Raw genomic sequence first — 11665 nt, forward strand, 5'->3', positions numbered from 1 at the left:
ACAATCCGGCTGATGGGATTATGTTTACGTAAGTCATGCAAGCTTTCATGAAAAGCAGGGCCTAATTGGGTTGGATCCTTTGAAGGGGGTATTTGCATGGTGAAGCGATTATCCGTTTATGTCCTTATGCTAATCTTCATTCTTTTTGCGGCCGCTTGTGAAGACAGCAATGATACAGCGAAGGCGCCTGCCGACAAGCCGCATGTCACGGAACCGGCTAAGACGCCGACCAAAACGCCAGTTCTTTCTGTAAGCGCTTTAACCGAGTCTCCGGTGCTGGAGCAAGCGGTAAAGTCCGGAAGCCTGCCTTCGATCGACAAACGAATTCCTGCAAAGGAAGATGTGATGGTGGAAGGCGTCGTCGAGGAAATCGGCAAATATGGCGGGGAATGGCGCATGCCGTGGAAGGGGCCGAACGACCGATGGGCTATCGGAAAGCCGACGGAGGAAGCGTTGTTTCGTTTTAAATCAGACGGCAGCGGCGTCGAACCGAACGTAGCCAAAAGCTATGAGGTGAATGCGGATTCCACGGAATTTACGATTCATCTGCGTAAAGGTATGAAATGGTCCGATGGAGCTCCGTTTACGGTGGACGACGTCATTTTCTACTGGGAGCACATGCTGAAGAAAGAAACGTTCGGCAAGAAAATTTACGATGCCTATTATTCGGTTGACCCAATCACAGGGGAGAAAGCCCTCGCGGAAGTGACGAAGGTGGATGATTACACCTTTAAAGTGAAGCATAAATATCCGAGCGTACTGTTCTTGGAACGGGTAGCTATTGACAATAAGTGGTTTTTTGCCCCCGCTCACTTCCACAAGACGATTCTACCCGAGTTTGTAGGCGAGGAAAAGGCGCTTGAAATTGCGAAGCAGTGGGGCTTTAAGGATGTTAAATCGTTCCTTGTTGAAACAGGATATTACTTCTGGATCTACCCGCAGATTCCAACCCTTAGAGCATGGCATGCCAAAAACGATCCGAACAGCGACGTATTCGTTATGGAGCGCAACCCGTACTATTGGAAGGTTGACGAGCAAGGCAAGCAGCTACCTTACATAGACCGGATCAATTTGAAAAAAATACAGGATCCTAACCAATCCCTGCTTGACTCCTTGGCGGGTAATTACGATTTGAACCAATTTACGTTTAAAGATTTCACGGTACTGAAGGAAAATGAGAAGCGCGGCGACTACCGTGTACTGCAGTGGACGAATACCGCGTGGTCGAGCACCGGCATTCAATTGAATCAGACGACGGAGGATCCGAAGTACCGCACCTTGTTCCAGGATATCCGGTTCCGGGAAGCGTTGTCCGTTGCCGTCGATCGCAATGAAATTTCTGAGATAATCACCAGTGGACTCGGTAAGCCGCAGCAGGCATCGGTACCGAAGGGCTTGGTTGGCTACCAGGAGGGCTGGGAGAAGCAATGGGCGACCTATGACGTAGCCCAGGCTAACAAGCTGCTTGATGAAATCGGCTTAACGAAGCGGGATAGCCAGAAGTTCCGATTGTTCGCGGACGGCTCCGATTTGGCACTCACCTTCTATACCGATACAACCACAAATGCGCCTTTCATGGAACTAATCAAGAAATATTTCGAGGCGGTAGGCATCAAGACCGACCTGAAAATCGTCGATCAGGGTACCTTACAGGATCTGAAATACGGCAACAAAGTGCCGGCCTTCCCGAATACGGTGAACCTGGTCAACGTAGCGTATCGTCCGGACGAACTGGTTCCGCTTCGGGTACTGACCCCTTGGCTCGGTCATTACGGACTGTATACCCAATCGCAAGGGAAGGAAGGCGTGAAGCCGGAAGGGGACGTAGCCAAAATCCTGGAGAACTGGGATAAAGTGAAGGCAGCCAAAAATCAGGAGGAAATTTTGAAATACAGCAATGAAATCATCAAGCTGCACCAGAAAAATCAATGGGTGATCGGTTATACCGGCCCTACGCCGTCGCTGACTGTGGTGAAGAATAACCTGAGGAACGTTCCGAAGGATCTGGTGGATATCGACGAATTCCGCAATCTGGGCCATGCGCATCCAGCGCAGTTCTTTTTTAAGTAATCGTCAGTGACCCAAGAGGGGGAGTGACTTCCCCCTTTTCTAAGAAAAGAGGGAGAACGGATGCTGCGATATATCGTACGAAGATGCCTGCTCATGATTCCTGTCGTATTTGTGATCTCCGTGATCGTTTTTTACATCATACAGCTTCCTCCGGGCGACTTCGTCTCGACTTATGCCGCCAAAATGGCAGCGGCAGGAGATGTCATGACAACGGAGGATATGGCGCGAATGAGAGCGCAATATGGTCTGGACCAGCCCTGGTTTATTCAATACTTTTACTGGGCCAAAAATATTATTCTGCACTTTGACTTCGGGTACTCCTACAATTTCAACAAGCCGGTGACGGCGGTCATCGGACAATATTTGCCCCTGACATTGATCGTTTCCTTGGTTACCATGGCCTTCACTTATCTAATTGCAATCCCTGTAGGCATTTACAGTGCTATTAAGCAATACACCGTAGGAGATTACATCTTCACGGCCATTGGGTTTCTCGGAATGGCAACGCCCCACTTCTTGCTGGCGGTTATTTTGATGTACCTCTCCTATGTGTATCTAGGCGATCCGATGCTCGGACTCTTCTCAGAAGAACATGCCAACAGCGCCTGGTCGGTTGCGAAGGTGCTCGACCTGCTCAAGCATATGGTCATCCCGATCATCGTCATCGGCATGGCAAGTACCGCCGAGCTTATGCGTGTCATGAGAGGACAGATGCTGGAGGAGATCAATAAGCCCAACGTGGTAACGGCCCGAGCCAAAGGCTTGCCGGAGATGAAGATTATACTGAAATATCCGACCCGTGCTGCGATCAATCCCATTATCAGCACCATCGGCTGGTCATTGACCCATATCTTTACCGGATCCACCATCACGGCGATTGTACTGAACCTTCCGCTGCAAGGACCCGTTATGTATAACGCATTGCTTGCACAAGACATGTATTTGGCAGGGACATGGTTGTTTTTCATGGCCATTTTGACCGTGTTCGGAACATTGATTTCGGATATTCTGCTTGCTTGGCTTGATCCGAAAATCCGGACGGAATATCGAGGTGCGTAGCGAATGAAAACGATACTCAAACATCCGACCCCGCTTTTCGGCAGACGCAAGGCGAAGGCTGCGACCGAGGAATATTACAGCTCGCAGTGGCGCTTAATGTACAAGAAATTCAAGAAGCATAAGCTGGCTCGCGTGAGCTTGGTCTTCCTGCTGGTATTATATGTCGTTGCCCTATTCGCCCCATTTATCGCCCCGCAGGGGCTCCTGAGCTATGACAGCCAGTATATTAATACGGCACCTATGGCGGTAAGGTGGATTGATGCGGAAGGGAAGTTTCATCTGCAGCCGTTTGTGTACGGGCTTAAATCGAGCAGGGATCCGGTCACCCTCCGCAAAATATATGTGGACGATACGCAAGTCAAATACCCCGTCAAGTTGTTCGTAGAGGGAGAGAGCTACAAGCTGTGGGGGGTCATTCCCACGAATAAACATCTGTTCGGGGTGGATCCACCCGGAAAGCTGTTCCTGTTCGGCACGGACGGCATGGGACGTGACCTGTTCTCCAGAATTGTGCTCGGCAGCCAAATTTCATTAAGCATTCCGCTGGTTGGCGTAACCATCAGCTTCATCCTGGGCATTGTGATCGGCGGCATATCCGGATACTTCGGCGGCCTGCTCGACTCCATTATCCAGAGACTAATCGAAATCATCCGCTCCTTTCCGACGCTTCCGCTCTGGATGGCGCTCTCTGCCGCCATTCCGCCTAGAATCCCGGTCGTTCAAATGTATTTTTATATCACGATCATCCTCGCATTTATTGACTGGACGGGTCTCGCCCGGGTTGTACGAAGCAAATTCATTTCCTTAAAGAATGAAGATTACGTTATGGCGGCCAAAATCTCCGGGGTACGCAATATGAAAATTATCCGGGTGCACCTGGTACCGGGCTTCATCAGTTACCTGGTCGTAGCCGCTACGTTAGCGATCCCGTCCATGATTCTGGGCGAAACCGCGATGAGCTTTCTGGGTCTCGGCATCCGTTCGCCGGCCACAAGCTGGGGCGTGCTGCTGCAGGAGGCACAGCAAATTGAGAATGTCGCCTTATACCCTTGGAAGCTGATCCCGCTGGGCACGGTCATCCTTACGGTGCTTGCCTACAATTTCGTGGGCGACGGCTTGCGCGATGCCGCCGATCCTTATAAGAAATAATGGAAGTGAGGGAAAACCTATGACGGCACATCAGACGGACCCCGGGTCGCCTCTGCTCACCGTTCAAGATCTGAAGATTCACATCCGTATGGATGCCGGCACACTGGCTGCTGTTGACGGTGTGGACTTTGAAATCAAGAAGGGGAAAACGTTAGGCTTGGTCGGAGAGTCGGGCTGCGGCAAGAGTTTGACCAGCAGGGCGATTATTGCTATCAATCCGAAGGAGTGTGAAACTTCCGGCAGCATTGTGTTCCACGGGGGTGTGGCCCCTTCGACGAAGCCGGCCGATCTGCTGCAGATGGATCCGAAGGGACGGCAAATTCGAGCGATACGCGGCAAGCGGATTTCTATGATTTTTCAGGAGCCGATGACGGCCTTCTCTCCGATGTACACCATCGGCAATCAGATTATGGAGGCCATTCTGACGCACCGCACGAAGAATAAGCGTGAGGCCAAGCAGATTGCCCTGGAGATGCTGCGCAAGGTAGGCATATCCGACGAGGAGAAGCGATTCGAACAGTTTCCTCATGAATTCTCAGGTGGTATGCGGCAGCGGGCGATGATTGCGATGTCGCTGTCCTGCAATCCGGAGCTGCTCATCGCCGACGAACCGACGACGGCCCTTGACGTTACGATTCAAGCCCAAGTGCTCGAATTAATGAAGGAGCTGCAGAAGGAGTTCGGCATGGCGATACTGCTCGTTACCCATGATCTCGGGATCATCGCAGAGATGTGTGACGAGGTGGCGGTCATGTATTTAGGCAAAATAGTGGAGCAGGCCCCAGTGAAGGAAATTTTCAATAATCCGAAGCATCCGTATACCAAAGGACTGCTGCATTCCATGCCGAAGCTTGGACGCAAAAATAAGCGACTGGAGTCGATAGAAGGCACGGTGCCACTTGCCCTGAATATGCCGCAGATGTGCGGATTTTATGACCGGTGCAAGGACCGGATACCCGGTTTATGCGACAAGAAGGCTGTACCGTTAACCCAAATCGATGCCGATCATACCGTCCGTTGTTTCCTATATAACGAGCAAGGGGGGGAGGTACGCTATGCCCAAGACGATACTGCAGGTTAACCGGCTTACGAAGCATTTTGAAGGGAAAAAGAGCTTGTTCGGCTTTCGCAAGCATGCCCCCGTACGCGTCGTGTCGGATATTTCTTTTGAGCTTCGGGAAGGCGAGACGTTCAGCATCGTCGGTGAATCCGGCTGCGGCAAAACGACGCTGGGCCGATGTATCGTCCGCGGCATCGATGCGACGTCCGGCGAGGTGATCTATTATCCCGAGCAAGGAACGAAGCGGGACTTCCTTAAGCTGAAGGGCGAGGAATATAATAACTACCGCAAGGACATTCAGATGATTTTTCAGGATCCGTACTCCTCATTAAGTCCGAGAATGAGCGTTTTTAATATTATCAGCGAGCCCTTAACGGCCGACGGGAAACTGAGCAAGGCGGAGGTAAGGGAACGGGTTGCGGAAATTGCTGAAAAAACAGGCTTAAACGTCAGCTATCTGGAACGTTATCCCCATGCGTTCTCCGGAGGACAGCGGCAGAGGATCGCCATTGCCCGGGCACTCGCCAGCCGGCCTAGGTTGGTCGTTTGCGATGAAGCGGTATCGGCACTCGACGTGTCCATCCAAGCGCAAATCATTAACCTGCTTAAGGACTTGCAGGAGCAATACAAAATTACTTACATCTTTATTTCCCACGACCTCAGTGTCGTCGAACATATTTCGGACCGCGTCGCCGTGATGCATCTGGGAAAAATCGTCGAGCTGGCACCGGCCAATTCGATTTTTGCAAGTCCGGGGCATCCGTATACGGAAGCTTTACTATCCGCTGTTCCTCTACCGGATCCGAACATCCGCAAGGAACGGATTATTCTGGAGGGAGAAGTGCCGAACCCCGCCAAACCGCCGAGCGGCTGCCATTTTCACCCGAGATGTCCCTACAAAACGGAGAAATGCGTCACCGACGAACCGGTCGTACTCGAGATTGCGGATCAGCACTTCGTGTCCTGCCATTATGCGGGAGAACTTGCATTGAAAGGCGTAAATACTTACGAGAAGGTGGATTAGAAGCATGGAGCCTAAAAAAATCATTGTATTTCTCGACAGCGGAGACACGATCATTGATGAGGGCACGGAAATCCGGGACGAACATGACGTCGTGATCCGGGCGAACGTAATCCCGGGGGCGGATCTCATGGTCAGAACGCTTGCCGAACGCGGATATACCTTGGCCCTGGTGGCGGACGGGCTGGCCCAATCGTTTAAGAACATGTTCATCCAGAACGGGATTTATGACGAGTTCACAGCGATGATTTATTCGGAAACGATTAAAGCCTCCAAACCGAGCCCGAGAATGTTCAAGGCTGCCATGGGGGCACTTGATTTGCAGGAGAGGGACCGGTCACGGATCGTCATGGTGGGGAACAACCTTAGCCGTGACATCAAGGGCGCCAACCAAATGGGGTTCACGAGCGTGTTCCTGGATTGGACGCCGAGATATCCCAAGCAGCCTGCCGATGAGAGTGAGCGGCCTGATTACACGATCCATATGCCGATGGAATTGATCGATCTTGTCGAACGATTAAATGAGGAATATGTGGAAGCGGAGTAAGGGAGGGAGAGCATTAAGCAATAAACCTCGGAGAGCGGGTACTTGGGGAGAATGGCCAACGGTCACAATCGGAATTTGCTAAGCCCGGAGGGGACGATTATTGCCGCTATCTGTGACGTGAATGAATCGGAGGTGTAGAGCAAAGGAGAGGAGCTCGGACTGCCGGAGCATAAACGGTATCGGAAGTACGAAAATCTTAAAAAAATGCATCGAAGCGGGAAATCCGACCCTGTCGGAAAAGCCGTTTACCCGCACGATGGAAGAGGCGGAGGAGCTTCTTGCATTATACCGCGAACGCCGCGTACCGTGCATGATCGGGTTCACTGACGGCGTGGGGTACATGGATTTCTTGTGCGATATCTACGCCAACAGCCAGATGATGAACGGTAATGTTTTCTATGAGTTGATTTTGCTTCTCCTGTGCCTTAAACTTCATGATAGAGCGACCTCCTGGATGGGCTTTTTGAGGCTTTTGACCTCGTGCGTAACCCATCGTACTGAGGCGCTCGTTTTTCGTTTTACAGGAATTCAAATGGGTACGCTACTTTTATACAACATGACGGCAGCTGGCCAACAACGGACATCTAAAGGTAGGAGTGTTCAACATCCCGAATAGTTAGACGAAAGCTAATAATGCCAATAAGGTGAAACTGCATGGACAAAGCGGAAAGAAAATTTAGAATCGAACAATTAAAGATTCAACTGGGTTTTTATATTTGTTTTCCATTGGTTATGAAGTTCCAGGGAAGAGCAAGAGAAGACACCTTCGAAGTCGTCTGGCGTTCTAATAATCTTATTAAGAACTTCTAATCCGTATTTTTGCAGGATAAACTCACACAGAAGGTAGGAGAACTGGAATCCCTTCATTTTTTCAAAATCCCATGAATCGGTTTCTAACTCTAAAATGTGGGGAGTTCCCCTTGCTTAATCATAGGCGAAACTGACGAATCTCCCCGAAAAGTTTGCCAATTTTCCATTGCCTTAACAAACGTTAACTGAGAGACGTCCTCGGCTGTCTGGATATCAACCTTCAGAGAAAGATACCTTACGATTTTTTTGTAATATTGCTCATAGATTTGATCGAAATTGTCATTGGGCCCAGACACATGTGAACCTCCTTTGTTTTCACATAGGATTAGACACCTAAAACTTACAAATAGCCACAATAAACAAAAAAATTATTAGCCCTGATATCCGTCATTTGCGAAAGTATTTGATCGATGAAAAAAAGTTGGAGTCCACCATCCATCCGCATTCAGGTGAGCCCCTGAAAAGGAGACGTTCCCTGCGTGCGTTAGGAAGTTGATTTTGGTAATATTCCATATAGGAAGGAAAAAGGGATTCCCGGATTCCTGCAAAGATGGACGAATGAGGTGGAACGTGCCCATGAATCATGAACAAATCATTGAGATAGGACTCAGCTACTACGGTACAAGCCTGCGGTATCCCTTCGATCCGCATATGCCGGTTCTGTATGTTCGTAACAAAATGTTCGCTCTGCTTGGCAATCAACAGGGCAAGGAGAGCGTTAACCTGAAGACGTCACCAGAGGAAGCTTGGCTGCAGCGCGAAAGCTATCCCGGGTCAGTCATTCCCGGATACCACATGAACAAGAAGCATTGGAATACGGTCATCCTGGACGGCTCGGTTCCTGATGATGTCATTGTAACGATGCTTAGGGAATCTTACCAGCTCGTCGTCGCCAAGCTTCCGAACTCGGAACGGCAAGGACTTATCGGAATGTAGTTATAATTGAAACCATAGAGGAGGGGCTTGCTTCAAGCAAAGCTCCCTTTTTTCTTTTATGCTTGACCTAATCCAAGCGAATCCTATTATGGTAAATGGGAACGTAGGTATTGCCATTGGGATTAGTAAGAAATCCCTAGTCCATCATTTGATTGTTTGAAGGCCCAAATAAAGGCTGAAGCTCAATGATACTGATATTAAAAAACGTAACATGATTTATTAAAGGAAAATATTGGATACCTCTCGAATAGTGATAGATGAGTCGATTCAAAAACCGAGAGGAGAATCAAAGTGAGTGAACAAACCGTTGAAAAAAGAACCCAGCCTTTCATTATGGATTTAATGACACTGTATCTTACGGCAAAAAATCCATACCTTACTGCAAAATGGTACGTTGACGTTTTCGGATTCGACCCTAATGCCTCGAAGCATTCCCCCCTCCAACCCAATACGGATTTAGTCGTACTTCATACCGCAACTGGCTTAACGCTGTTTTTTATTCAGTCGGAAGATCAATTATCATTGAGCTTTAATAACAAAGATGGATATAATCACGCGGTTCTCCTCTTTAGGGTCAAAAACTCAGAAATAGAAGACATTTATAGGCGAATGAAAGAACTCGGCGTAGAGATAGCTTCGGATGGAATTAACGATCGCGGCGGATGCGGCAGGGAAATAGCATTTTACGACCCGGATGGACGGAAAATAGAGCTAAACACGTATGGCACCTAAAAGTGATGCTAACGTATTGGTGATGAAGAACAGCTGAAGAAAATATATGAGTATGCCGGGTGGTATTCCAGTCAGCGGGCCAAACATTTATGGAATGCGGCTGGCGTATCCTTTTATGAGCATCTTGTAGATGATAAACTTACCTGTCAAGCAATTCCTTATTGGATAACGCCGGAGATCTTTTCAAAAGTGAAAAGCCTCTTTAAGTGGAGAATGAAGGACGATAAAGCTTATCAAGAATTAGTTGAAGAGTTTAACAGGGTAAATGGAACAAGCATTGAATATAAAGCTGAGTGATGCATTAGAATGAACCACCCGGTATGGAACCACAAAAATGATAAGCAATCAAGTACAAACAAAGAGCAGAGTGCCCGAGGCAGCTGCTCCTGTTCTTTTCAATATGTCCTCCGAACCCCCAGAACCTTCGAAGAGGGCAGCATGCCGGCTTTGGACAGCCCGGACAGTTGGTCCCCCTCTACGGTAACGTCAAATTTCAAATGAAGGCGCATCGGTTTTTTTATGCTAAGGGACCATGTCATATGGCTGTTCTGAATGCGCAGGTCTGTCAGCTCCGTTAGTTCATCCCCTTGTTGAAACGTGCCTTGAACTGCTCCATTAACCTCGGTGAGTGTCATGACGATCGGAAATTTGCCGACAGGGGTGGAGATGGTCAAATCCCATGTTCCGGTAACGGTATCATCGGAGAGGCTCTCCGCTGTATTTAACCTCACGGAGGGGGACTTTTCTTCTCCTGAATCGCTTGATTTCATGAAGTTCATCGGCTCCAGCCCTGCTTCGGTCCAAACCGTCCCTCTGCGTTCGTATTCGAACAGCTTCTCTACCGCGTGAGCGACACGCGGGCCCCATTCGCGCTCCACCAAATACAAAGCCACATCAAGGCCCGATGTAACCCCTCCGCCAGTGACGAGCCGCCCGTCGACGACGACCCGGGCAGGTACAGGCTTGGCCCCCATCGCACCGAACGCTTCCATCCCCAGAACATGGGTAACAGCGTAACGCCCCTCTAACAGTCCATCCATAGCGAGCAGCATAGCTCCCCCGCATACGGTAGAGACGGTCATGCTCTCATTGTTCATCGCTTGCCTAAGCAGCGGCATGAGCCCGCTCTCCTTGGCCTGAAGCAGCTGCGTCACAACCGCATCCGGACCCGCATCCTCCGGTCCAACCTTGCCCATGGCGCCTGGAACCAACAGGATACCGGCGCAATTCGGATCAATGAACCCACTAGCCGGCAGTCCGGGGCCCTTCATGCCGCTTGGGACGATTCTGGCGCCTTCTGCGCTGACGAAGTTCACATTCAAATGACTCCCGCTAAGCATGCCTGCAGCCATGAACACTTCATATGGACCGATGGCATCCATGAGATCAAAGCCGTCAAACAAGACGATTTGGATATTCGGCATTCGTATTCTCTCCCTTGGTGATTGTAATGAAATTCTTCCCGTTGATTCTAATCACAGCTTCTGCTGCTGCCAGCAAAAGCAGGATGCTCGCCAAGACACTGCATGTATAGGCTTTCTCGTAGCCCCAACCAAGCCAATCGGAAAATACGATCAGGCACAGGTGGATGGAGAGGTTCGTAAAGCAAAAGGCGTAGCTTCGTATCATCCAATTGCGATGCTCGGCTATCCTTTTTCGTTTAATGGAGACAAAAGCCATCAGAGTGACGGCAAACCAAGCTATGTTCCACAGATTGAACATGACACTGACGGTTTTCCCGCCTGTAGAATAAGGTGCCATATAGCCGGAGGTCAGCAAGACGGCAAGCACGCTGAACAAATACATGTATCCGGTCCATCGATGTACCTTTCGGTAATGACGAAGCAGCCGATTGGAGAAATTAAGGGCGCCTGCCAATAAGGCAGCGGAAGCGAACAGGATGTGGACATCCAATACCGTGAGCCACGCCGGCATAGGAACGGTGCGCTTGAGACCGCTCTTGTGTGAAAGGAATTCCGCTGCACCAGGATCCCATACAAATCGATTCAAGATGGCCCAGAGGATCGATGCGACGGCCATCGCGATCATAACTCGATAAATGCTTTTGCTATTCATTCAACTTCAGTCCCCTCTGCGGCAAGCGGCTATGACAAGTCATCTTCCCATGTGTCACATGAATCGTCCCCTTTGTATGCTGGATTTGCTGATGTCTGTAAGCATAACCCAAACCTGTTGCAAGACACGGGCTAAAACCATCACAAAACCATCACAAACCGGTCTCGAACGAATCATCACATGGGCTGCCGCAGGGGAAAGTGAT

The 11665-nt window shown here is 49.7% G+C and carries 12 protein-coding genes and 1 pseudogene; 10 read left to right on the top strand and 3 right to left on the bottom strand.

The window, feature by feature from the left end:
- Positions 1–96: 96 nt before the first annotated feature.
- The 7 genes and pseudogenes from ABEA66_RS02700 to ABEA66_RS36290 form a co-directional block, all read left to right on the top strand.
- Positions 97–2070 carry an ABC transporter substrate-binding protein gene (locus ABEA66_RS02700; RefSeq protein ID WP_345585811.1) on the top strand — a complete coding sequence of 658 codons (1974 nt, stop codon included), beginning with the start codon at positions 97–99 and terminating at the stop codon, positions 2068–2070.
- A gap of 60 nt (positions 2071–2130) precedes the next feature.
- Positions 2131–3129: an ABC transporter permease gene (locus ABEA66_RS02705; RefSeq protein ID WP_079912788.1), complete on the top strand. Its 999-nt coding sequence runs from the start codon at positions 2131–2133 to the stop codon at positions 3127–3129.
- A 3-nt stretch (positions 3130–3132) separates the two neighbouring features.
- Positions 3133–4278 (top strand): ABC transporter permease, encoded by a 1146-nt coding sequence (locus ABEA66_RS02710; RefSeq protein WP_345585813.1) that lies wholly within the window; start codon positions 3133–3135, stop codon positions 4276–4278.
- Between the two features lie 19 nt (positions 4279–4297).
- On the top strand, positions 4298–5359 hold the full coding sequence (locus ABEA66_RS02715; RefSeq protein WP_345585815.1) for an ABC transporter ATP-binding protein: 1062 nt from the start codon (positions 4298–4300) through the stop codon (positions 5357–5359).
- The gene (locus ABEA66_RS02720; protein ID WP_345585817.1) at positions 5334–6362 is read left to right on the top strand and encodes an ABC transporter ATP-binding protein; all 1029 of its coding nucleotides are present in this window, start codon (positions 5334–5336) and stop codon (positions 6360–6362) included. The genes ABEA66_RS02715 and ABEA66_RS02720 overlap by 26 nt, the downstream gene beginning before the upstream one ends.
- A gap of 4 nt (positions 6363–6366) precedes the next feature.
- Positions 6367–6906 (top strand): HAD family hydrolase, encoded by a 540-nt coding sequence (locus tag ABEA66_RS02725; protein WP_345585819.1) that lies wholly within the window; start codon positions 6367–6369, stop codon positions 6904–6906.
- A gap of 121 nt (positions 6907–7027) precedes the next feature.
- Positions 7028–7168 (top strand): annotated as a pseudogene (locus ABEA66_RS36290) (hypothetical protein); the annotation flags it as partial.
- A 21-nt stretch (positions 7169–7189) separates the two neighbouring features.
- Here ABEA66_RS36290 and ABEA66_RS02730 read toward each other — a convergent pair.
- A complete protein-coding gene (locus ABEA66_RS02730; RefSeq protein WP_345586352.1) occupies positions 7190–7342 on the bottom strand; it encodes a hypothetical protein in 153 nt (50 codons plus the stop codon).
- 950 nt (positions 7343–8292) lie between these two features.
- Here ABEA66_RS02730 and ABEA66_RS02735 point away from each other — a divergent pair.
- From ABEA66_RS02735 to ABEA66_RS36295, 3 genes are all read left to right on the top strand, one after another.
- On the top strand, positions 8293–8652 hold the full coding sequence (locus ABEA66_RS02735) for an MmcQ/YjbR family DNA-binding protein (RefSeq protein WP_079912782.1): 360 nt from the start codon (positions 8293–8295) through the stop codon (positions 8650–8652).
- Between the two features lie 291 nt (positions 8653–8943).
- The gene (locus ABEA66_RS02740) at positions 8944–9384 is read left to right on the top strand and encodes a VOC family protein (RefSeq protein ID WP_345585822.1); all 441 of its coding nucleotides are present in this window, start codon (positions 8944–8946) and stop codon (positions 9382–9384) included.
- Between the two features lie 15 nt (positions 9385–9399).
- Positions 9400–9681: a DUF7674 family protein gene (locus ABEA66_RS36295; protein ID WP_425571472.1), complete on the top strand. Its 282-nt coding sequence runs from the start codon at positions 9400–9402 to the stop codon at positions 9679–9681.
- Between the two features lie 98 nt (positions 9682–9779).
- Here ABEA66_RS36295 and ABEA66_RS02745 read toward each other — a convergent pair whose 3' ends face one another.
- Together ABEA66_RS02745 and ABEA66_RS02750 are read right to left on the bottom strand one after the other, a co-directional pair.
- Complete coding sequence (locus ABEA66_RS02745) at positions 9780–10808, bottom strand: DJ-1/PfpI family protein (protein ID WP_345585824.1); 1029 nt, start codon at positions 10806–10808, stop codon at positions 9780–9782.
- Positions 10780–11460, bottom strand: a complete 681-nt coding sequence (locus ABEA66_RS02750; RefSeq protein ID WP_345585826.1) for a DUF2306 domain-containing protein — start codon at positions 11458–11460, stop codon at positions 10780–10782. The genes ABEA66_RS02745 and ABEA66_RS02750 overlap by 29 nt, the downstream gene beginning before the upstream one ends.
- Between the last annotated feature and the right edge of the window lie 205 nt (positions 11461–11665).

Origin of the sequence: Paenibacillus vulneris (assembly GCF_039543185.1) — a bacterium.
Lineage (GTDB): Bacteria > Bacillota > Bacilli > Paenibacillales > NBRC-103111 > Paenibacillus_S > Paenibacillus_S vulneris.

Coding starts and splice junctions, on each gene's coding strand:
- ABEA66_RS02710 (WP_345585813.1), top strand. CDS start 3,133: ATGAAAACGATACTCAAACATCCGACCCCGCTTTTCGGCAGACGCAAG.
- ABEA66_RS02720 (WP_345585817.1), top strand. CDS start 5,334: ATGCCCAAGACGATACTGCAGGTTAACCGGCTTACGAAGCATTTTGAA.
- ABEA66_RS02730 (WP_345586352.1), bottom strand. CDS start 7,342: ATGAAGTTTAAGGCACAGGAGAAGCAAAATCAACTCATAGAAAACATT.
- ABEA66_RS02725 (WP_345585819.1), top strand. CDS start 6,367: ATGGAGCCTAAAAAAATCATTGTATTTCTCGACAGCGGAGACACGATC.
- ABEA66_RS02700 (WP_345585811.1), top strand. CDS start 97: ATGGTGAAGCGATTATCCGTTTATGTCCTTATGCTAATCTTCATTCTT.
- ABEA66_RS02750 (WP_345585826.1), bottom strand. CDS start 11,460: ATGAATAGCAAAAGCATTTATCGAGTTATGATCGCGATGGCCGTCGCA.
- ABEA66_RS02715 (WP_345585815.1), top strand. CDS start 4,298: ATGACGGCACATCAGACGGACCCCGGGTCGCCTCTGCTCACCGTTCAA.
- ABEA66_RS02735 (WP_079912782.1), top strand. CDS start 8,293: ATGAATCATGAACAAATCATTGAGATAGGACTCAGCTACTACGGTACA.
- ABEA66_RS02745 (WP_345585824.1), bottom strand. CDS start 10,808: ATGCCGAATATCCAAATCGTCTTGTTTGACGGCTTTGATCTCATGGAT.
- ABEA66_RS02705 (WP_079912788.1), top strand. CDS start 2,131: ATGCTGCGATATATCGTACGAAGATGCCTGCTCATGATTCCTGTCGTA.